The organism is Bradyrhizobium sp. CIR48 (genome assembly GCF_014198315.1).
Lineage (GTDB): Bacteria > Pseudomonadota > Alphaproteobacteria > Rhizobiales > Xanthobacteraceae > Bradyrhizobium.
In genome coordinates, this window is the sequence record NZ_JACIHG010000001.1 from 1,154,231 (window position 1) to 1,173,874 (window position 19,644).

Below are 19,644 nucleotides of genomic sequence, written 5' to 3' on the forward strand. Positions count from 1 at the left end.
GCGGAGCCTCGAAGGATGAACGGCCACGCTGCCAGCCGGGCCGTCGCCCTTCGAGGGCCGCTGAAGAAGCGGCCACCTCAGGGTGAAGGTGATAGGGCAAGGCTCGCTGCCCCGATCTCGTCTGCCCGCCAGCACCTCACCGCGTGTCCATCGGCTCGCGTCTCCAGCAGCGGCCCCGGCTCGCGGCGGCACACCGCCTCCGCATAACGGCATCTTGGGCTGAAGGCGCAGCCGTTCGGCGGATTGAGCGGGTTGGGAAGGTCGCCGCCTGTGGTCGCCAGCGGGGCATGATGTAGCGGATCAGGAATCGCGGCGATCAGGGCCTGCGTATAGGGATGCGCCGGGCGCTCGAAGATCTCGCGCCAGTGGCCGTTCTCGACGATGCGGCCGAGATACATCACGGCGACGCGGTCGCTCATGTGCTCGACGACGCCGAGATCGTGGCTGATCATGATGTAGGACAGGCCGAGCGTGTCCTTCAATTCCAGCAGCAGATTGATGATCTGGGCGCGGATCGAGACGTCGAGCGCCGAGACCGGCTCGTCGCAGATGACGATTTTGGGGTTGAGGATCAGCGCGCGGGCAATGCCGATGCGCTGGCGCTGACCGCCGGAGAATTCATGCGGGTAGCGGCCCGACTGTTCGGGCCGCAAGCCGACATGCCGCAGCATGGTCGCGACGCGATCCTCGATCTCGCTTTTCGCGGTGACGCCGTGCACACGCAGCGGATCCTCTAACGTGCGGCGAACGGTCTGACGCGGATTGAGCGAGGCGTAGGGATCCTGAAACACCATCTGCACGGTGCGCGCCAACGCCTTGCGATCGCCGGATTGCCTGCTCCTCACGACCTGCCCGTCCAGCACGATGCGGCCGCGCGTCGGCGTCAGCAGGCCAAGGATCGAATGCGACCGTCGACTTGCCGGAGCCGGACTCGCCGACGAGGCCGAGGCATTCGCCGCGCTTCAGCTTGAGATCGACGCCATCGACGGCCCGGAGCATCCGCTTGCCGCGGCCCAGCAGGCCGCCGCCGAGCGGAAAGTGAACCGCGAGATCCTCGACGCTGAGGATGAGGTCATCGTCCGGCCTTCGCTCACCCAGCATGTTTTGCGGCTCATGCATGGTGATGACACCTGACCAGACCGCCCGCCGCCAGCAGATCGGTCTCCGGCGCGACTCTTCGGCAAATATCCGTCGCCTGCGCGCAGCGCGGATTGAACCGGCAGCCATCAGGGAAATTCGTGATCGCCGGGACGACGCCGGCGATCTCCTTGAGCCTGGTGCGGCCGAGCGCAGCGCGGCTGCCGAGCCGCGGCAGCGAGGCGACCAGGCCTTGCGTATAGGGGTGCGAGGGCGCTCGAAAAATATCGGCCGAGCCGCGCTCCTCGACGATCCGGCCGGCATACATCACGGCGACGCGGCGGCAGACGTTTGCGACCAGGCCGAGGTCGTGGCTGATCATCAGGATCGCCGTTCCCCGCTCGGCGCACAAATTCCGCATCAGCTCGATGATCTCGGCCTGCACGGTCACGTCGAGCGCGGTGGTTGGCTCGTCGGCGATCAGGAGATCCGGACCGCAGGCGAGCGCGATGGCGATCATCACGCGCTGGCGCATGCCGCCGGAGAGCTGGTGCGGGTAATCGTTGACGCGGCGCTCGGGCGCAGGGACGCGGACGCTCGACAGCGCCTCGACCGCCAGCCGATTGGCTTCCCGCCAGCTCTTGGCCTTGTGGAGCACGAACATCTCGGCGATCTGCCGGCCCACGGGCGAGACCGGGTTCAGCGCCGTCATCGGCTCCTGGAAGATCATGGCAATGCGGTTGCCGCGCAGCTCCCGCTGCCTGGCGGCGGAGAGGTGCTGGATCTCCTGCCCCTCGAACCGGATGACGCCGCCGCCGATCGAGAGCGGCGGCCGCAACAGCCCGATCAAGGCGAGCGCCGTGATGCTCTTGCCGCAGCCGGATTCGCCGACGAGGCCGAACGTCTCGCCGCGCGAGATGCGGAACGAAACGCCCTCGGCCGCCGCGACGCGCCTCGATCCGTCGTCGAGATCGATGCGCAGGTCCTCGACTTCGATCAGCGGTGCGCCGGTCATGTCCGCCGGCTCCGCGATTGGGGATCGAGAATGTCGCGCAGGCCATCGCCGAGCAGGTTGAGGCCAAGCACCGTCAGGAAGATGGCGAGGCCCGGAAATACCGAGAGCCACGGCGCCGTCGTGATCTGCTCGCGGGCTTCCGACAGCATGCTGCCCCAGCTTGGAAACGGCGGGCGAACGCCGAGGCCGAGGAACGACAATGCGGCTTCGGACAACACCGCGCTGCCCATGCCCAGCGTGCCGATAACGATGATGGGGCCCAGCATGTTCGGCAGCAGCTGGGTGATCATGATGCGCAAATCGCCGTAGCCGAGCACGGTCGCAGCCTGCACATAGCCCTGGCTCCGCAGCGACAGTGCCGAGGCCCGCGCAATCCGGCACGTGAAGGACCAGTTGGTCAGCCCGAGTGCGATCAACAGGCTGGTCAGGCCGGGTCCGAGCACCGCCATGATCGCCAGCGCGAAGATCAGCGAGGGGATCGCGAGCATGAGATTGGTCAGGGCGTTGACGACATCGTCCCACCAGCCGCCAAAATAGCCGGCGCTCAGCCCCAAGGCCACGCCGATGACGCTGTTGATGAGCTGCGAGATGATACCGACCGTCAGCGAGACCCGCGCGCCATACACGACGCGGGAATAGATGTCGCGGCCCTGGTCGTCGGTCCCGAACCACCAGGTCCAGCTCGGGGGCTCCTCCGCATTCATCAGATTGGCGTCCATGACAGGATCGGTGTGCGCCAGCCAGGGCGCGAGCAAACCGACCAGGATCGCCAGCGCGAACAACACCCCACCGATGACGAGATTGGCGCGGAGCTTCATTGCAAGCGCTCCACCGCGAAAAGGATAATCGTGTGTGGCTTTAGCGAGAACTCGCCGCGGGCGCGTTTGGCCTCTCCCGCTTGCGGGGGAGGCCGACGCGCTCGGAGAGCGCGGCGGGTGGGGGCTCTCGCCACACAGGGAACCCCGATGCGGAGACACCCCCACCCCAACCCTCCCCCGCAAGCGGGAGAGGCGGCGCAGCACCCGTGACGCCACACCGCGCGCCTCGTATGCGATTGCCTTCCCGTCCAAGCGTGATGGAGCCCGCCCGCGCTCATGCGTATCTGATCCTGGGATCGATCACGCCGTAGAGTACGTCGATCAGCAGATTGATCGCGAGAAAGGCCAGCACGACGACGAGAATGGAGCCCTGGACCGCCGGAATGTCGCGCTGCAAGACACTGTCGACCAGCAATGAGCCGATGCCCGGCCATGAGAACAGTTTCTCGACCACGACCGCCTGCCCCATCAGGCCACCGAATTGCAGGCCGACGGTGGTGAGAATGATGACGAGCGCGTTGCGCATCACATGCCACTTCACCACCCGCGTCTCGCTCATGCCCTTGGATCGCGCGGTGCGGACGAAATCGGCGGTCATGATCTCGAGGACCGCGGCGCGCGTCGTCCGGGCAAACAGCGCCATCGGCGAGACGCCGAGCGTCACCGCCGGCAGGAGCAGATATTTCAGTCCGCCATCGCCATAGCCGAAACTCGGCAGCCAGCCGAGCTTCAACGCGAACAGGTACATCAGAACCAGTCCGAGCCAGAATTTTGCGATGGAAAGGCCCGATACCGCGACGACCATGGCAAGCGTATCGACGATTCCGCCCGGTCGCAGTGCCGCGATGAAGCCAAGCGGCACGCCGATCACGACCGAGAACGCCATGGCTGCGAAGATCAGTTGCAGCGTCGGCCATGCCCGCTTGGCGATCATGGTGGTGACAGGCTCGCGGGTCCGGAACGAGGTTCCGAAATCACCGGTCGCGAGCTTGGCAATGTAGGCGCCGAAACGCACGTAAACGGGATCGTCGAGGCCGAGCTGCTTCTTCATGCGCAGCTCGACCTGCGGATCGCTGTCGTCACTCATGGAGGAGACGATGCTGCCGGGAACCACGCTGAACAACACGAAGACCAGCAGCACGACGGCAAGCACGGTCGGAACGGTTTGCAGCAGGCGACGGAACAGGAAGGAGAGCATCGGCACTTTTCCTCTCTCCCTCCATCGTCTGTGGCGACGGAGGGAGCGCGAGAGCGCATGTCACTTCGCGGGCGAGGTCTCGTCGACCCAGAGGTCTTCGACGTTCTGATGGGTCAGCTCCGTCGCGTTGAGCTGAATCCCCTTGAGCCACGGCTGCACCGCCATGACCGCCTTGTTGTAGTTGAAGAACCAGACCGGTGCCTCCTCATAGAGCAGCGCATTGGCCTTTTGCAGCAGCTGGGCGCGCTTTGCTGGGTCGTCGGCCTGCCCGGCCTCGTCGACGATCTTGTCGAAATCGGCGTTCTTGAAGATCATGTAGTTGCAGGCTGGCTGCGGCGTCGACGAGTGGAAGCATTTGAGGGCCGCCTGCGGATCCGGACCGCTCGCCTGGGAATAGATAAAGGCCTGGTAGTCGCCGGTGCGAACCACCTCCGCCAGCACCGCGGTCTCGACCTGCTTGACCTTCGCCTTGATGCCGACCTTGTCCAGCATCGGAATCACGGCCGAGACGATCGGCAAGCCCCAGCTCTCGTTCTGGCTGGTGGTCCATTCGAACTCGAAGCCGTTGGGATAGCCGGCCTCGTTAAGCAGCTGCTTGGCCTTGGCGGGATCGTAAGCGTACGGCTTCATCGCCTTGTCGTAGGCGGGCGAGGTCAGCGGCAGCCAACTGGTGGCCCGATAGGCCTTGCCCTTGACCAACTTGTTGATGATCAGGTCGGTATCGATCGCGTAGTTGATCGCCTGTCTCACGCGCTTGTCGGCGAACGGCTTGAATGACGGATTCATCCCCATGTAGCGGGTGAAGACCTCGGCGACCTCGACGATGGTGCCCTTGAGATTGGCGTCGGACTGATAGGCCACATATTGCGCGGGCCCGAGCACCGAGGTGTCGACCTCCTTGTTGCGGAAGGCGACATCGCGCGCCGCGGCCTCGCCCATGATCGACACGACGATCTTGTCGGCGTAGGGCTTGCCGGGCTTGTAGAACCGGTCCCACCGCTCCAGGACAATGCGCGATCCCGGTACGTGCTCGACGAATTTGAAGGGCCCGAGACCGATCGGCTTCTGGATAAAACTCTCCTTGGCGCCCTCGTCGGCGGGATAGATCGAGGTCAGCGCGGTGAAGAAGTAGAAGCCGGGATCGACCTTCTCGGTCAGCTTCATCTCGACGGTGAAGTCGTCGATCTTCTTCAGCCCGGAGATTTCCTTGGCCTGGCCCTTCTCGACCGCGGCCGCGCCCTCGATCACGCGGACAAACCGCGCGCCGGGATAGGCCTTGGTGCCGTCCATGATGCGGGTGTAGGACCAGATGATATCGTCGGCCGTCATCTTCCGGCCATTGTGGAAATAGGCGTCGTCGCGCAGCTTGAAGGTGTGAACGAGACCGCCGCCCGAGACCACATCCTCCTTGGCAAGCTCCAGGACCGGCTTGCCCTCCGCGGAATTCCAGATGTACAGCGAGCGGTGCAGCGCCTTGGCGTAGATCTCGTCCTGGGCGCGCTGCGTGGTGTGAATGTCGAGGCTGGTGAAACTCGAGCCATAGGGCGCGGTCATCCGGATGGTTCCGCCCTTGCGCGGCGTCTGGGCCTCCGCAGATCCAGCGAGCGCCAGTCCCAAGCCCGCGACGATCGCCATCATCCTGAACATCATGTGTGTCCCCACCAGCGCAGGTATTCCGATCAGGGATTTGATCATTCGTAGCCCGTCGAATGCAAGCTTCGTTTTTGATGGAGACCAATGTCAGTTCCGGACGGCGGCCGTTCGGCGATGCCTTCGGGGCCGGTTGCATCCGGCCGGCGATGCAAGCCCTCGATTGACGCGGTGCGTCATCGAGCAACGGGAATAGTGAACATTTTCCGTAATCGACGCGACCAAGCTCAGGATCGTTATCTGAGCCCCAGGGATCGCGGAAAACAAGGATCGCGCAAAAAATGACCCGCCGAACGCTAGGTATCCTACTCGCCGGCAGTCTGGTCGCCGCGACAGCGGCGATGGCGATCCCCGTCACGCCGGACCCTGCCCGCGACGGCCCGACGAAAAACATTCAAATCAATTGGTCCCACACCAAGCGGTCAAACGGGTTTGTCGACGATACATGGTGGGCACTCAGGGGCCGTTGCGCCCCGGACTATCTTGGCGAGCGCCTGCTCTGCGACACTGTCGGGCTTCTGACACAAGCCACGAGCCGGACATTCGAGGCCAAGATGTCCGACGACATGGGCCTGCCGCTGGTCGACCGTTGGACCCTGATGACCGCGAAGAATTCGCCTTTCATGAGGTCGGCTCACGTCGAGACGCCGCTCGGTCTCGAGGCCGTGCTCGGCTTCTATCGCGCTGCACTCGAAAAGCGCGGCTGGACCGAGAACGACGGTGCCGTCGTCGCGCCCGACAGGGCCGTCGTCGTCTTCACGACGTCGGACGGGCCGGCGCTGCTCCGGCTCGTCCGTCAGGACAACACAACGATCGCCGACCTTGCGCTACGCAAGCCGTTGGCCGCCACGGCCAAAATCCGGCCGGCGCCGGGACAAGTGATGTTGTTGCTCGGCAACAAGACGGATGAAGCGGCCGACATCACCGTCAATGAGCGAACCATCCGACTGGCGGCTCACGCCGGAGAAAAACTGATCGATTTCGACGCCGCCGCGGATGAGTTGCCTGATAGCCAGAAAATTGATCTGCCGCCGGGCCAGTACAAGGTCACCCTGAAGCTCAAGGGCAGCGCGGCCCAGACGCGTGAGTTCGAGGTCGCGGTCAACGAGACCTGGGGTCTGCTGGTCGGCCCCGAAGGCGCGCCGCTGCCGATGCGAATGTATTGAGCGCGCGCTGGCGTGTTGGACCGTCATCCTGAGGTGCGAAGCATGCGATGCGAACGCAGCGCGTGCTGAGCCTCGAAGGATGAACGGCCGCGATGCAGCCGGGCTGTCGCCCTTCGAGGCCTTCGCTACGCTCCGGCACCTCAGGGTGACGATGAAACATTTGCGCCTGTTGCACCGCTTTGTCATTGCGAGCGCGGAGGCGCGCTCCTCGCCATGAACTCTCTCAACCCGTTAGCTCGGGCTTCCAGTCCCGCAGTTTTCGCGCCGCACCCGTCACATCGCTAATCGTCCGAAACGTCTCCGTCTCCACCATCATCGCCCGTGCGAGCCGCACCGCGCGGGCTTCGCTGACGGCGCGCTTTTTCGGATCTTCGATCAACTCGAAATCGATGTTGTGGGCGAGGCCGAAGATGCGGCGGATGGTCTTAGCGGCCGCGAAGCCGACGGTGTCGGCGAACAGGCGTTGCATGTAGACCTGCCGCTCGGCCTCCAGGCGCGCAGCGCCCTGCGCGCCGGCAAAGAGTGAGACCGGATAGGCATCGCCAGTGCCATTCGCCCGCCAGAGGTCGAGGAATTTGCCGGCGAACTCGTTCCAGACCTGCTCGATCGTCTCCAGCACCCAGGCCTCGAACGCGGCCCGCTCGCCCGGTGCGCGCTCGTGGCCGGCGGAGGCAAAATAGGCCATCACAAGGTTGGCCAGCACGGCGCCGACGTCGAACCCCATCGGGCCATAGAATGCGAATTCCGGATCGATCACCCGCGTCTGTTTGCCCGTCACCATGATCGAGCCGGTGTGGAGGTCGCCGTGGAGCAGCGCCTCGGGGCTTGCCATGAACTTCAGCTTCAGCCGGGAGATCGCGACATGCAGCTCCATGTCATCGCGCAGGCTTGCAGCGAGCGCATCGAGATACGGCGCAGTCCAGCGGTTTTGCTCGGCGATGCGGTAGGGATCGGTGAAGATCAGATCCTCGGTGATCTTGCAGAGCGCATGATTGCCGGCGAAGGCCGCAATGCCCTCCTTCTTCTCGGCCGCGGACAGCGCGAGGTCGGAGGTGAAGAACAGCGTTCGCGCCATGAAGGTGGTGATGTCACCGACGAAGCCCGGATATTGCGTTCCCGCAACCAGCCCCTTGCGCATGATGATGTGGGGTTCGAGCAGCTCCATCACCGTCAGCGCCAGGGCCTCGTTGTGATGCAGCAAAGCCGGCACGAGGCCGGGCGCGAGCTGGGCCTGTCGGGACAGAGCCAGATATTCGTAATGGGCCCGCGACAGCGGCAGCGGCCAGCTTTCGCCGACGAGGCGGACATAAGGCAGCGCCTGCTTGACGGCGACGCCGCCGCGCCCGCCCTTCATGATGAAGACGAGATTGAGATTGCCGTCGCCGACCTCGGTAATCTCCCATGAGGCCGGCTCGCCGCCGAGGAGTGCGGCGATATCGGGAAGGCCTGCGAGATAATCCCGCAGCGCCGCTTCATGCAGAATTCGATAGTCCCCCGCCCGGTCCCCGGTCATGACGATCCCACCCCATGCTTGGCATGGCCTGGTCGTTACTCCCGCTTCTGGCAAGCTTGGGCGATCCCGGCCATTCTTTTGGTCGGATCGTAATCGCAATCAAAGCGGTCCGCCACCCGTGTATCGCCGGCACACCCCGGGACCAGTTGCACCGAAAGTTCTTCGTGTCGGACGACCAAGCCGGACGTCGCGAGCCCACCATTTGCCGATTTTTGGAACACAAGCGGGCTGAGGCAGTTTTGCGTGTCTGAGATTTTGAAGGAGTTAGCGATGAGCCGCGGAATGCCCTCCATGACTGCCCTTCTGGCGATGCTGGCCATGGCCGGCTATCAGAACCGCGACAAGTTGGCAGAGCTGCTGAAAGGTGCGACCGGCGGCTCATCCGCGGGCGGTCAGCAGCCGCCTGGGGGAGTGCTTGGTAATCTCGGCGGCATGCTCGGCGCGGGCGGGATCGGGGGCCTGCTCAATGGCGGCATTGGCGAGCTCCTGGAGCGGTTCAACCAGAACGGCCAGGGCGAGGTCGCCGATTCATGGGTGAAGCCCGGACCCAACAAGGAGATCTCGTCGCCTGAGCTGAGGAATGCGATCGGCTCCGACGTTCTGGAGAAGCTCGAACAGCAGACGGGACTCTCGCAAGACGAGATCCTCACAAGGCTATCCCGGGAATTGCCCTCGGCGGTCGACAAGTACACGCCGGACGGACGTCTGCCTGAGGCATAGCTGTTGCCGCTTAACCTGGAAGAGGTGTGGAAATGGGTATTCTCTGGACAATCATCATCGGCTTCGTCGCCGGCGTGATCGCCAAGTTCATCATGCCTGGCGACAACGAGCCGTCCGGCTTCATCCTGACGACCATCTTGGGGATCGTCGGCGCCTTCGTTGCGACTTACCTCGGACAGGCGCTCGGATGGTATCGTGCCGAGGAAGGTGCCGGACTGATCGGTGCGGTCGTCGGCGCGATCATCGTGCTGTTCGTCTACGGGCTCTTCGCCGGCCGACAACGCCGAGCGATCTAGCCCGCCTGCGCGAGCGGCTGATCGGGCGTGCGCGAACTCGCGCCGCATCGAGCAGGCGGCGGCGCGCTCATGCCTGCCAGCGCCGGATCGTTACTCCCGCTCCAGGAAGCTCGACCCGATCTCGGCCTTTCTTTTGATCGGATCGTAATCGCAATAGACGCTGTCCGCCACCAGCGTGTAGCTGGCGCTGACCGTGTATTTGTCGAGCTTGGCCGAGTTCAAGCCGATCACCGAGGTGCTCTTGCCTCCGTTCCATTTGAACGGCGTCGAGCTTTTGGCCTGCTCGCAGGCCATCACCGCCTCGTTGAAGACATAGCCCTCGACGAACGCCTTCAGGGTGCGCACCTGCGCGGCCATCCGCCATTCGAAATAGCCGATGGCACCGATGCCGGCGACGATCAGCACCAGAAGTGCAATGACGATCCTCTGAAAAGTCATTCGGTCCCCCAAACAATGTCGTCAGCAAAAACGTCTAGCAAGAACGTCTAGAAAGGCATTCCCATCAATTTCGACAGGCGCTCGATCGAGAGATAGCCGGCGTGATAGGCGACCATGCCGAGGCCGTAGATGATCGCCGAGATGATGGTGGTCCAGATCAGCTTGCGGCCCATCCGCGTCAGGATCGGCGCACCGGGGTCGGTGCCGGGCGCCCCGACGCCATCCTCGTGCTGGCTGCGTACGCCGAACGGCAGCGTCAGGAACAGCGCGACCCACCAGATGACGAAGTAGATTGCGATCGCGGTTGAGATCTGGATGGCCATGGTTCGGCCTTATGCCTGCTCGATCTCGACCAGCGCGCCGGAAAAATCCTTCGGGTGCAGGAACAGCACCGGCTTGCCATGGGCGCCGATCTTCGGCACGCCGTCGCCGAGCACCCGCGCGCCCTCCTTCACCAGCGTGTCGCGCGAGGCGATGATGTCGACGACCTCGTAGCAGACATGGTGGATGCCGCCGTCGGGGTTACGCTCGACGAATTTTGCGATCGGCGAGGCCTCGCCGAGCGGTTCGATGAATTCGATCTTGGTGTTGGGCAGCGTCGCGAACACGGTGATGACGCCGTGCTCGGGCAGCGGCACGGCTTCCGAGATCTGAGCGCCGAACGCGGCGCCATAGATCCTGGCGGCCTTGACGGCGTCCTTGGTCGCGATCGCGACATGGTTGAGCCGGCCCAGCATGTGTCTTCTCCCCTTACACTGTCAGTACGTGTACCAGACAGGGGGGCTTTTTGCCCCAATGTTCGTTGATCACGGCCCGGACAGCACGTCGCACCGACTCGCCCAATGCGTCGGGGTCGCGGCGGCGCGCCTTCGGCAGGCCCTCGATGGTGGAGACCACGGCATCGAAGACGAGGTCGTCGAAGGGCTCGCCTGCCCTGTTCTTCTCGGGGATGCCGACCAGATCGACCTCGGGATCGTCGGCCAGCTCGCCCTGCTCGGTCATGGCAATGGCGACGAAGGCACAGCCGGAAAACGCCATGCGCCGCCGCTCGACCACGGCGCGGGACTTGGAGTCCTCCAGGATCGTGCCGTCCTTGTAGAGGCGGCCGGAAGGCACTTCGCCAATGATGCCGGGATCACCCGGGCCGAGCTTGATCAGGTCGCCGTTGCGGACCACCAGCACGCGCGGCACGCCGGCGGCGCGCGCGAGCTTGGCGTGCTCGTTCAGGTGCAGCGCCTCGCCGTGGACGGGGATCAGGAGCTGCGGCTTCACCCAGCCAATCATGTCGCGCAATTCGTCGCGGCGGGGATGGCCGGAGACGTGGACCAGATGGTCGCGGTCGGTGATGATCTCGACGCCCTGCAGCACGAGGTTGTTGATGATCGAACCGACCGCCTTCTCGTTGCCCGGGATGGTCCGCGAGGAAAAGATGACGCTGTCGCCGCGGTTGAGCGTGATCTCGGGATGGTCGTCATTGGCGATGCGCGCCAGCGCCGCGCGCGGCTCGCCCTGGCTGCCGGTGCACAGCGCCAGCACCTTGTCCTGCGGCAGATGGCCGTAAACCTCGGGCGAGCGGAAATTCTGCACGCCATCGAGATAGCCGCATTCGCGCGCGACCTGCACCACGCGCTCCATGGCGCGGCCAACCACGACGACCTCGCGGTCGGCGGCCCTGGCAGCGGCAGCGACGGCCTTGATGCGCGCGACGTTGGAGGCGAAGGTCGTGACCGCGACGCGGCCCTTGGCCGATTTCACCAGGTCGATGATGGTGCGGGCGACCTCGGCTTCCGAGGGCGAACGGCCGTCGCGCACCGCGTTGGTGGAATCGCCGATCAAGGCGAGCACGCCTTCCTCACCGAGCTCGCGCAGCCGCTTCTCGTCGGTGGGCGCGCCAAGCGTCGGGGTCGGGTCGATCTTCCAGTCGCCGGTGTGCAGCACCGTGCCGGCTTCGGTGTGGATCGCCAGCGCATGCGCCTCCGGAATCGAATGCGCGACGGGGATGAACTCGACATTGAACGGGCCGACGTCGACGCGGCCCCCGGACGGCACCACCGTCACCGGGATCTTCGGCGCGTTGCGCTCGGCGGCACATTTGGCCTCGAACAGCGCAGCACTGAACTGCGTCGCATAGATCGGGCATTTCAGCTTCGGCCAGAGATCGATGATGGCGCCGAAATGGTCCTCATGGGCGTGGGTCAGCACCAGGCCCATCAAGTTCTTGCGCTCCTTCTCCAGGAAGCTGATGTCGGGCATGATCAGGTCGATGCCCGGCAGATGCTCTTCGTCTCCGAAGGAGACGCCGAGATCGACCGCCATCCAGGCGCGCTGCTGGCGGTTGCCGAGGCCGTAGATCGACAGGTTCATGCCGATCTCGCCGACACCGCCGAGCGGCGCAAACACCAGTTCGTCGGGCTTGGCCATCACGCAGCTCCCACGGAGGCGGCCGAGCCGAAGAACACCTCACCCGCGGCGACCGGTACCCGGCGGCCCTCCGCGGTACGGACGATCAGGCAGCCGGTGTCGTCGATGGTGTCAAAAATGCCTTCCAGCGTCATCGTCCCCGTGTGGATTGCGACCCGCTCGCCGAGGCCGGCGGCGCGCTCCAGCCACAGCTTGCGGATCTCGGCAAAGCCGCTTCCATTGTCCCAGATGCCGCGGAACTCGACCCAGGCGTCGGATAGTGCCGAGAACAGCTCCTCGGCACTGATCTGCACCCCGAGCGCCGCCAACGACACCGCGGGCGTCGGCACGCCCTCGGGCGCTGCAACGACATTGGTGCCGATGCCGACGACGACGGCAAGGCGGTCGCCGATGGCTTCGGCTTCGAGGCCGATGCCGACGAGCTTCTTGCCCCCGGCCAAGACGTCGTTCGGCCATTTCAGGGCGTAGCGCGGACGATCAGGGCCGAGGCGGATTGCGGCCTCGAGGCTGACCTTCTCCAGCGCGGCCTCCTCGGCCAGCCCGGCGGCAAAGCCGAGGGTGGCGGCGACGGCCGGCGCGACGTCTATGACCTCGAGGATGCTGGCGGCGAGATTGCCGCGGGGCGCGATCCAGGCGCGTTGACGGCGGCCGCGGCCGGCGGTCTGCTCCGACGTGACGAACCACATCGGGCCGAGCTCTCCGGCCCTCGCACGTTCGATCGCCTCGGTATTGGTCGAGCCGGTCCGCTCGAACGCCGCGAGCCTGTAGCCCGCGGACGATGCGCGAGGACCGAGCGCGAAATTCATCCTAGAACAGCGACTTTGCCGCGGCGGAGGCGACGCTCACCACGGGACCTGCGAACAGCGCGAACAGGATGTTGAACAGGCCGAAAACCGCCAGCACCGTCTTCACCTCGACGCGCACCGGATCGACCTGGCCGGCCGGCTCGTCGAAATACATCGTCTTGACGATGGCGAGGTAGTAGTAGGCGCCGACCACGCTGGTCAGCACGCCGACGACCGCGAGCGTGAACAGGTTCGCCTTGATGGCGGCGACGAAGACGTACCATTTGGCAAAGAAGCCGGCGAGCGGCGGAATGCCCGCGAGCGAGAACAGCAGCATCGCGAACATGAAGGCGAGCAGCGGATTGGTGCGCGACAGGCCGGCGAAATCGCTGATCTGCTCGACCGCCTGGCCGTTGCGGCGCATGGCGAGGATGATCGAGAACGAGCCCAGCGTCATCGCGACATAGATCACGATGTACATCAGGACGCCTTGCGCGCCCTCGACGGTGCCGGAGGCAAGGCCGACCAGCGCGAAACCCATGTGGCCGATCGAGGAATAGGCCATCAGGCGCTTGATGTTGCTCTGGCCGATCGCGGCGAAGGAGCCGAGCGCCATCGAGGCGATCGCCACGAACACCAGGATCTGCTGCCACTGCGAGACGATGCCCGGGAAAGCGGTGAGCGTGACGCGGGTGAACACGGCAAGCGCGGCGACCTTGGGCGCCGACGCGAAGAAGGCAGTGACCGGGGTCGGCGCGCCCTCATACACATCAGGCGTCCACATGTGGAACGGCACGGCCGAAACCTTGAAGCAGAGGCCGACGAGCAGGAAGACCAGACCGAAGACGAGGCCGACATTCGAGATCGTCGCGGCCGCCGCGATGCCGGTGAAGCTGACCGTGCCAGTGAAGCCGTAGATCAGCGAGGCGCCGTACAGCAGCATGCCCGAGGACAGTGCGCCGAGCACGAAATACTTCAGGCCGGCTTCGGTCGACTTGGCGTTGTCGCGGTTCGAGGCCGCGACGACATAGAGCGCCAGCGACATCAGTTCGAGGCCGAGATAGAGCGAGATCAGGTCGCCGGCCGAGATCAGCACCATCATGCCGAGCGTCGAGAGCAGCACCAGGATGGCGTATTCGAAGATCCGGCGCGACGGGTCGGACAGGAATTCGGTCGACAGCACCAGCGTCACCGCCGAGCCGATCAGGGCCAGGATCTTCATGAAGCGGGCGAAGTCGTCGACGATGAAGCTGCCGCCGAAGGTCACCTGCTTGCCCGCGGGCAGCATGTATTCGAGCACGCCGACCACGACCAGGAGCACGACCGCCAGCGAGGTGACGGCACCGGTCGTCCCCTGCCCGCGATAGGCGCCCAGCATCAGCAGAGCCATGGCGCCGACCGCGAGCACGATCTCGGGCAGCACCGGCGCCAGTTGATAACCTGCAGTCTCAAAGCTCATGGCGATATCCTGACCTGCCCGATCACTGGAGCAGTGCGGCGGCCTTCACGGCCGTCACAGCGGTGTTGTAGTTGTTGACGAGTTGCTGGACCGAAGCGGCCGACATGTCGAGCACCGGCTTCGGATAGACGCCGAACAGGATCGTCAGCGCGATCATCGGGAACAGCGTCAGGCACTCCCGGAAGGTGAGATCCTTCATGCTCGCCAGCGATGGCTTGACCAGCGCCCCGAACACGACCTTGCGGTAGAGCCACAGCGCGTAGCCGGCCGAGAGGATCACGCCGAAAGTGGCGAAGAACGCGGTCGGGATCGAGACCTTGAAGGTGCCGAGCAACGTCATGAACTCGCCGACGAAGCCTGATGTGCCGGGCAGACCGACATTGGCCATGGTGAAGACCATGAAGGTCAGCGCGTAGAGCGGCATCCGGTTGACGAGGCCGCCATAGGCCGCGATCTCGCGGGTGTGCAGGCGGTCGTAGACGACGCCGACGCAGAGGAACAGCGCCCCGGAGACGATGCCGTGCGAGATCATCTGGAACATGCCGCCGGCGACGCCCTGCATGGTGCCGGCGAAGATGCCCATGGTGACGAAGCCCATATGCGCGACCGAGGAGTACGCGATCAGCTTCTTCATGTCCTCCTGCATCAGGGCCACCAGCGAGGTGTAGATGATGGCGATGGCCGAGAGTGTGAAGATCAGCGGCGCGAAGTCGTGCGAGGCCAGCGGGAACATCGGCAGCGAGAAACGCAGGAAGCCGTAGCCGCCCATCTTCAGCAGGATCGCGGCGAGGACCACGGAGCCCGCCGTCGGCGCTTCGACGTGCGCGTCGGGGAGCCAGGTGTGCACCGGCCACATCGGCATCTTCACCGCGAAGGAAGCGAAGAAGGCGAGCCAGGCCCAGGTCTGCAGCGACCGCGGCACGGCAGTGTGCATCAGCGTCGGAATGTCGGTGGTGCCGCCGTTCCAGTACAGCGCCATGATGGCGAGCAGCATCAGGACCGAGCCGAGCAGCGTGTAAAGGAAGAACTTGAACGATGCGTAGACCCGGCGCGGACCGCCCCAGACGCCGATGATCAGGAACATCGGGATCAGGCCGCCTTCGAAGAACAGGTAGAACAGCACGAGATCGAGCGCCGAGAAGGTGCCGACCATCAGCGTTTCCAGGATCAGGAACGCCATCATGTATTCGCGGACGCGGTTGGTGATCGCCTTCCAGCTCGCGATGATGCAGAACGGCATCACGGCGGTGGTGAGGATCACCAGCGGCAGCGAGATGCCGTCGACGCCCATGTGGTAGGTGATGCCGGTGGCGAGCCAGTTTGCCTTCTCGACGAACTGGAAGTCGGGATTGGCCGGGTCGAACCGCATGACCAGGATCACCGACACCGCGAAGGTGATCAGCGTGGTCCAGAGCGCGATCCAGCGCGAGTTGCGCTTGGCCGCCTCGTCATCGCCGCGGCTGAGATAGACGATCAGCGCGCCGACCAGCGGCAGGAACGTCGTGACCGATAGGATGGGCCAGGTTGTCATTTACTGGCCTCCAAAGCCGAACATGAACCAGGTGATCAGGCCGGCGGCGCCGATCAGCATGGCGAATGCGTAGTGATAGAGATAGCCGGTCTGGATCTTCACGACGTTGCGGGTGACGTCCAGGACGCGAGCCGAGACGCCGTCGGGACCGAGGCCGTCGATGATGAAGCCGTCGCCCTTCTTCCAGAGCTGATAGCCGATCCACTTCGCCGGACGGACGAAGATGATGTCGTAGAGCTCGTCGAAGTACCATTTGTTGAGCAGGAACTGGTACAGCATCGGCTGCTCTTTAGCGAGCTGCACAGGGATGTACGGCCGGCGGATGTAGAACAGGTACGAGACGAGGAAGCCCAGCACCATCATCACCGTCGGCAGGAAGGCGATGGTCTCGGGGATGTGGTGCATCTCCTCGATGATCTGCGGGTTCATCTTCACGGATTCGCGGAAGAACTCCTCGATGCCGTGACCGGCGAACAGCTCCTTGAACGGGAAACCGGCGACGATGGAGCCGACTGCGAGCACGCCGATCGGGATCAGCATCCAGATCGGAGCCTCATGCGCGGCCTCATAGTGATGCTCGTCATGCGGCTCGCCATGGAAGGTCTTGAAGATCAGGCGCCAGGAGTAGAACGAGGTCAGGCCGGCGGCGACGACCGTCATCAGGAAGCCGTACATCGCAAATGGAATGTGCGAGGCGTAGGCGGACTCGATGATCGCGTCCTTGGAGAAGTAGCCGGCGGTGAGCGGGAATCCGGTGAGCGCCAGCGTGCCGACCACCATCACCGCATAGGTGTAGGGGATCTTCTTCCAGAGCCCGCCCATGTTGCGGATGTCCTGCTCGTGGTGCATCGCGTAGATCACCGAGCCGGAGCCCAAGAACAACAGCGCCTTGAAGAAGGCGTGCGTGAACAGATGGAACATGCCGACCGAATAGGCCCCTGCTCCCATCGCCACGAACATGTAGCCGAGCTGCGAACAGGTCGAATAGGCGACGATGCGCTTGATGTCGTTCTGCACGAGGCCGATGGTCGCGGCGAAGAACGCGGTGGTCGCGCCGAAGAACATCACGACGGCCTGCGCATTCGGGGCGAGCTCGAACAGCGGCGACAGGCGCGCCACCATGAAGACGCCGGCGGTGACCATGGTCGCGGCGTGGATCAGCGCCGACACAGGCGTCGGGCCTTCCATCGCGTCCGGCAACCAGGTGTGCAGCAGGAACTGCGCCGACTTGCCCATCGCGCCCATGAACAGCAACAGGCAGGTCAGGGTCAGCGCATCGGCGTGCCAGCCGAGGAAGTTGATGGTCTTGCCGGTGAGGCCGGGCGCGGCATGGAAGATCGTCTCGAAATCGGTCGAGCTGGTCAGCATGAAGATCGCGAAGATGCCGAGCGCGAAACCAAAGTCGCCGACGCGGTTGACCACGAAGGCCTTGATCGCCGCCGCATTCGCCGACGGCTTCTGGTACCAGAATCCGATCAGCAGATAGCTCGCCAGACCCACGCCTTCCCAGCCGAAGAACAGCTGCACAAGGTTGTCCGCCGTCACCAGCATCAGCATGGCGAAGGTGAACAGGCTGAGATAGCCGAAGAAGCGCGGCCGGTTCGGGTCCTCGTCCATGTAGCCGATGGAATAGAGGTGCACGAGCGAGGACACGGTCGTCACCACCACCAGCATCACGGCGGTGAGCGTGTCGACCCGCAAGGTCCACCAGACCTGAAGATCGCCGGAGAAGATCCAGGGCAGCAGCTGGACCCTGATGTCGTGGTGCATGAAGCCGACATCGACCAGCGTCATCCAGGACAGCGCGGCCGAGACGAACAGCAACGCGGTGGTGATCAGCTCGGCACCGCGCGACCCTGCCGCGGCCGGCTCGGTCGGGCCGTGGCCGTGATCATCGTGGGCGTCGTCGTGATGGCTCTCGTGGATGACGGACGCATCCTCGTTGATCGTATCGGACGCATGGGCGTGCGCGTGGCCGTGGTCGCCATGATGCTCGACCTCGTCGCCCGACGGGTTGCGGGCATGCGCGCCGAACAGCGCGATCAGGCCAGCCAGAATGGCGCCCAGCAGAGGCAGAAAGACAATTGCCTGAACCATGACTGAGCTCAGCCCTTCATCAGATTGACGTCCTCAACCGCGATCGAGCCGCGGTTGCGGAAATAGACCACCAGGATGGCGAGACCGATCGCGGCTTCAGCGGCAGCGACGGTGAGCACCAGAAGCGCGAAGACCTGGCCGACGATGTCGCCGAGGAAGGTCGAGAACGCGACGAGGTTGATGTTGACCGAGAGCAGGATCAGCTCGATCGACATCAGGATGACGATGATGTTCTTGCGGTTCAGGAAGATGCCGAGGATGCCGAGCGTGAACAGGATCGCGCCGACCGCCAGATAGTGTCCGAGCCCGATCGTCATTTCACCCACTCCGCCGCGTCAGAGTCCTGGAGCCCCTGCCCCGGCGCCACCTTGCGCATCGCCATCGCCATATCGGGCGTGCGCGCGTTCTGAACGTTGATGTCCTGCCGCTTCACGCTCGCCTTGTGCCGCAGCGTCAGCACGATGGCGCCGATCATGGCGACCAGCAGCACCATGCCCGAGAGCTGGAAGTAGTGGATGTACTTCGTATAGAGCACCAGCCCGAGCGCCTCGGTGTTCGATACGTTGGCCGGGATCGCCGCCGTGATCGTCTTGGCGACGCCGGGGTTGATGACCCAGAAGCCGACGGTGAGCAGCAGCTCGAACAGGAAGATGCCGCCGATCACCAGGCCGACCGGCAGGTACTCGATGAAGCCCTCGCGCAGCTCGGTGAAGTCCACGTCGAGCATCATGATCACGAACAGGAACAGCACCGCGACGGCGCCGACATAGACGACGATCAGGATCATCGCCAGGAATTCGGCGCCCATCAGCACGAACAGGCCGGAGGCGTTGACGAAGGCCAGGATCAGGTACAGCACGGAGTGCACGGGATTGCGCGAGACAATCACCATCACGGCCGAGGCGACACAGACGCCGGCGAAGAGATAGAAGAACAGCGCGGGAAGGATCATGCCCTCACCTCACCGGTACGGCGCGTCGAGCTCGATCGCTTTCGCGATCTCGCGTTCCCAGCGGTCGCCGTTGGCGAGCAGCTTGGCCTTGTCATAGAACAGTTCCTCGCGGGTCTCGGTCGCGAACTCGAAGTTCGGACCTTCGACGATGGCGTCGACCGGGCAGGCCTCCTGGCAGAGGCCGCAATAGATGCACTTCACCATGTCGATGTCGTAGCGCACGGTGCGGCGGGTGCCGTCGTTGCGGCGCGGGCCGGCCTCGATGGTGATGGCCTGTGCCGGGCAGACGGCTTCGCACAGCTTGCAGGCGATGCAGCGCTCTTCGCCGTTCGGATAGCGGCGCAGCGCATGCTCGCCGCGGAAGCGCGGCGAGATCGGGCCCTTCTCGAACGGATAGTTCAGGGTCGGCTTCGGCTGGAAGAAATAGCGCATGGCGAGGAAGAACGCCGAGACGAATTCCGACAGCAGAAGCGAGCGTGCAGTGGCGTTGACGTTGATACCCATGACG

General features: G+C 64.4%; 20 protein-coding genes and 1 pseudogene. 3 read left to right on the plus strand and 18 right to left on the minus strand.

The annotated features are described in order from the left end of the window. Nucleotides 1-77: 77 nt before the first annotated feature. From GGD66_RS05615 to GGD66_RS05635, 5 genes and pseudogenes are all read right to left on the minus strand, one after another. Nucleotides 78-1,119, minus strand: a pseudogene (locus GGD66_RS05615) (ABC transporter ATP-binding protein). Beyond that, complete coding sequence (locus tag GGD66_RS05620; RefSeq protein ID WP_183257057.1) at nucleotides 1,112-2,092, minus strand: ABC transporter ATP-binding protein; 981 nt, start codon at nucleotides 2,090-2,092, stop codon at nucleotides 1,112-1,114. The pseudogene GGD66_RS05615 and the gene GGD66_RS05620 overlap by 8 nt, the downstream one beginning before the upstream one ends. Beyond that, the gene (locus GGD66_RS05625; RefSeq protein WP_018320167.1) at nucleotides 2,089-2,910 is read right to left on the minus strand and encodes an ABC transporter permease; all 822 of its coding nucleotides are present in this window, start codon (nucleotides 2,908-2,910) and stop codon (nucleotides 2,089-2,091) included. The genes GGD66_RS05620 and GGD66_RS05625 overlap by 4 nt, the downstream gene beginning before the upstream one ends. Nucleotides 2,911-3,184: 274 nt before the next feature. Further along, complete coding sequence (locus GGD66_RS05630) at nucleotides 3,185-4,108, minus strand: ABC transporter permease (protein ID WP_183257160.1); 924 nt, start codon at nucleotides 4,106-4,108, stop codon at nucleotides 3,185-3,187. A 60-nt stretch (nucleotides 4,109-4,168) separates the two neighbouring features. Further along, nucleotides 4,169-5,758, minus strand: a complete 1,590-nt coding sequence (locus tag GGD66_RS05635; protein WP_183257161.1) for an ABC transporter substrate-binding protein — start codon at nucleotides 5,756-5,758, stop codon at nucleotides 4,169-4,171. Between the two features lie 281 nt (nucleotides 5,759-6,039). Here GGD66_RS05635 and GGD66_RS05640 point away from each other — a divergent pair, with 281 nt between their 5' ends. Next, entirely contained in the window at nucleotides 6,040-6,924 is an 885-nt protein-coding gene (locus GGD66_RS05640) for a hypothetical protein (RefSeq protein ID WP_183257058.1), read from the plus strand. A gap of 223 nt (nucleotides 6,925-7,147) precedes the next feature. Here the strand turns inward: GGD66_RS05640 and mtnK are convergent, their stop codons facing one another. Together mtnK and GGD66_RS05650 are read right to left on the minus strand one after the other, a co-directional pair. Further along, the gene (mtnK, locus tag GGD66_RS05645; RefSeq protein ID WP_183257059.1) at nucleotides 7,148-8,437 is read right to left on the minus strand and encodes an S-methyl-5-thioribose kinase; all 1,290 of its coding nucleotides are present in this window, start codon (nucleotides 8,435-8,437) and stop codon (nucleotides 7,148-7,150) included. Between the two features lie 35 nt (nucleotides 8,438-8,472). After that, nucleotides 8,473-8,730 (minus strand): hypothetical protein, encoded by a 258-nt coding sequence (locus GGD66_RS05650; protein ID WP_183257167.1) that lies wholly within the window; start codon nucleotides 8,728-8,730, stop codon nucleotides 8,473-8,475. On the opposite strand from GGD66_RS05650, the gene GGD66_RS05655 reads away from it, so the two are divergent. Both GGD66_RS05655 and GGD66_RS05660 read left to right on the plus strand, forming a co-directional pair. Further along, complete coding sequence (locus tag GGD66_RS05655) at nucleotides 8,708-9,157, plus strand: YidB family protein (protein WP_018320159.1); 450 nt, start codon at nucleotides 8,708-8,710, stop codon at nucleotides 9,155-9,157. The genes GGD66_RS05650 and GGD66_RS05655 overlap by 23 nt on opposite strands. A 32-nt stretch (nucleotides 9,158-9,189) precedes the next feature. Next, nucleotides 9,190-9,453 carry a GlsB/YeaQ/YmgE family stress response membrane protein gene (locus GGD66_RS05660; RefSeq protein WP_183231712.1) on the plus strand — a complete coding sequence of 88 codons (264 nt, stop codon included), beginning with the start codon at nucleotides 9,190-9,192 and terminating at the stop codon, nucleotides 9,451-9,453. A gap of 90 nt (nucleotides 9,454-9,543) precedes the next feature. On the opposite strand, the gene GGD66_RS05665 is transcribed toward GGD66_RS05660, so the two are convergent. The 11 genes from GGD66_RS05665 to nuoI are packed head-to-tail and all read right to left on the minus strand — an operon-like array spanning nucleotide 9,544 to nucleotide 19,640. Further along, nucleotides 9,544-9,891 (minus strand): hypothetical protein, encoded by a 348-nt coding sequence (locus tag GGD66_RS05665; RefSeq protein ID WP_028141470.1) that lies wholly within the window; start codon nucleotides 9,889-9,891, stop codon nucleotides 9,544-9,546. A 47-nt stretch (nucleotides 9,892-9,938) separates the two neighbouring features. After that, on the minus strand, nucleotides 9,939-10,214 hold the full coding sequence (locus GGD66_RS05670) for a DUF1467 family protein (RefSeq protein WP_018320157.1): 276 nt from the start codon (nucleotides 10,212-10,214) through the stop codon (nucleotides 9,939-9,941). A 9-nt stretch (nucleotides 10,215-10,223) separates the two neighbouring features. Beyond that, a complete protein-coding gene (gene mce / locus GGD66_RS05675; protein WP_018320156.1) occupies nucleotides 10,224-10,628 on the minus strand; it encodes a methylmalonyl-CoA epimerase in 405 nt (134 codons plus the stop codon). 13 nt (nucleotides 10,629-10,641) lie between these two features. After that, the gene (locus GGD66_RS05680; RefSeq protein ID WP_018320155.1) at nucleotides 10,642-12,312 is read right to left on the minus strand and encodes a ribonuclease J; all 1,671 of its coding nucleotides are present in this window, start codon (nucleotides 12,310-12,312) and stop codon (nucleotides 10,642-10,644) included. Then, complete coding sequence (locus GGD66_RS05685) at nucleotides 12,312-13,118, minus strand: biotin--[acetyl-CoA-carboxylase] ligase (protein ID WP_183257060.1); 807 nt, start codon at nucleotides 13,116-13,118, stop codon at nucleotides 12,312-12,314. Before GGD66_RS05685 ends, GGD66_RS05680 begins: the two co-directional genes overlap by 1 nt. A gap of 1 nt (nucleotide 13,119) precedes the next feature. Further along, entirely contained in the window at nucleotides 13,120-14,556 is a 1,437-nt protein-coding gene (gene nuoN, locus GGD66_RS05690) for an NADH-quinone oxidoreductase subunit NuoN (RefSeq protein WP_092257304.1), read from the minus strand. Nucleotides 14,557-14,578: 22 nt separating this feature from the next. Continuing rightward, entirely contained in the window at nucleotides 14,579-16,087 is a 1,509-nt protein-coding gene (locus GGD66_RS05695) for an NADH-quinone oxidoreductase subunit M (protein WP_179738791.1), read from the minus strand. Then, the gene (gene nuoL / locus GGD66_RS05700; protein WP_183257061.1) at nucleotides 16,088-18,184 is read right to left on the minus strand and encodes an NADH-quinone oxidoreductase subunit L; all 2,097 of its coding nucleotides are present in this window, start codon (nucleotides 18,182-18,184) and stop codon (nucleotides 16,088-16,090) included. A gap of 8 nt (nucleotides 18,185-18,192) precedes the next feature. Beyond that, the gene (nuoK, locus tag GGD66_RS05705) at nucleotides 18,193-18,501 is read right to left on the minus strand and encodes an NADH-quinone oxidoreductase subunit NuoK (RefSeq protein WP_008547737.1); all 309 of its coding nucleotides are present in this window, start codon (nucleotides 18,499-18,501) and stop codon (nucleotides 18,193-18,195) included. Beyond that, nucleotides 18,498-19,136, minus strand: a complete 639-nt coding sequence (locus GGD66_RS05710) for an NADH-quinone oxidoreductase subunit J (protein ID WP_018320150.1) — start codon at nucleotides 19,134-19,136, stop codon at nucleotides 18,498-18,500. The genes nuoK and GGD66_RS05710 overlap by 4 nt, the downstream gene beginning before the upstream one ends. Nucleotides 19,137-19,145: 9 nt before the next feature. Further along, nucleotides 19,146-19,640, minus strand: coding sequence for an NADH-quinone oxidoreductase subunit NuoI (gene nuoI, locus GGD66_RS05715; RefSeq protein WP_191093171.1), 495 nt, complete (start codon nucleotides 19,638-19,640; stop codon nucleotides 19,146-19,148). Nucleotides 19,641-19,644 lie beyond the last annotated feature (4 nt).

Coding starts and splice junctions, on each gene's coding strand:
- mce (WP_018320156.1), bottom strand. CDS start 10,628: ATGCTGGGCCGGCTCAACCATGTCGCGATCGCGACCAAGGACGCCGTC.
- nuoL (WP_183257061.1), bottom strand. CDS start 18,184: ATGGTTCAGGCAATTGTCTTTCTGCCTCTGCTGGGCGCCATTCTGGCT.
- GGD66_RS05685 (WP_183257060.1), bottom strand. CDS start 13,118: ATGAATTTCGCGCTCGGTCCTCGCGCATCGTCCGCGGGCTACAGGCTC.
- GGD66_RS05655 (WP_018320159.1), top strand. CDS start 8,708: ATGAGCCGCGGAATGCCCTCCATGACTGCCCTTCTGGCGATGCTGGCC.
- GGD66_RS05635 (WP_183257161.1), bottom strand. CDS start 5,758: ATGATGTTCAGGATGATGGCGATCGTCGCGGGCTTGGGACTGGCGCTC.
- GGD66_RS05650 (WP_183257167.1), bottom strand. CDS start 8,730: ATGGAGGGCATTCCGCGGCTCATCGCTAACTCCTTCAAAATCTCAGAC.
- GGD66_RS05695 (WP_179738791.1), bottom strand. CDS start 16,087: ATGACAACCTGGCCCATCCTATCGGTCACGACGTTCCTGCCGCTGGTC.
- GGD66_RS05640 (WP_183257058.1), top strand. CDS start 6,040: ATGACCCGCCGAACGCTAGGTATCCTACTCGCCGGCAGTCTGGTCGCC.
- GGD66_RS05620 (WP_183257057.1), bottom strand. CDS start 2,092: ATGACCGGCGCACCGCTGATCGAAGTCGAGGACCTGCGCATCGATCTC.
- GGD66_RS05680 (WP_018320155.1), bottom strand. CDS start 12,312: ATGGCCAAGCCCGACGAACTGGTGTTTGCGCCGCTCGGCGGTGTCGGC.
- nuoN (WP_092257304.1), bottom strand. CDS start 14,556: ATGAGCTTTGAGACTGCAGGTTATCAACTGGCGCCGGTGCTGCCCGAG.
- GGD66_RS05710 (WP_018320150.1), bottom strand. CDS start 19,136: ATGATCCTTCCCGCGCTGTTCTTCTATCTCTTCGCCGGCGTCTGTGTC.
- GGD66_RS05625 (WP_018320167.1), bottom strand. CDS start 2,910: ATGAAGCTCCGCGCCAATCTCGTCATCGGTGGGGTGTTGTTCGCGCTG.
- GGD66_RS05665 (WP_028141470.1), bottom strand. CDS start 9,891: ATGACTTTTCAGAGGATCGTCATTGCACTTCTGGTGCTGATCGTCGCC.
- GGD66_RS05670 (WP_018320157.1), bottom strand. CDS start 10,214: ATGGCCATCCAGATCTCAACCGCGATCGCAATCTACTTCGTCATCTGG.
- nuoI (WP_191093171.1), bottom strand. CDS start 19,640: ATGGGTATCAACGTCAACGCCACTGCACGCTCGCTTCTGCTGTCGGAA.
- GGD66_RS05630 (WP_183257160.1), bottom strand. CDS start 4,108: ATGCTCTCCTTCCTGTTCCGTCGCCTGCTGCAAACCGTTCCGACCGTG.
- nuoK (WP_008547737.1), bottom strand. CDS start 18,501: ATGACGATCGGGCTCGGACACTATCTGGCGGTCGGCGCGATCCTGTTC.
- GGD66_RS05660 (WP_183231712.1), top strand. CDS start 9,190: ATGGGTATTCTCTGGACAATCATCATCGGCTTCGTCGCCGGCGTGATC.
- mtnK (WP_183257059.1), bottom strand. CDS start 8,437: ATGACCGGGGACCGGGCGGGGGACTATCGAATTCTGCATGAAGCGGCG.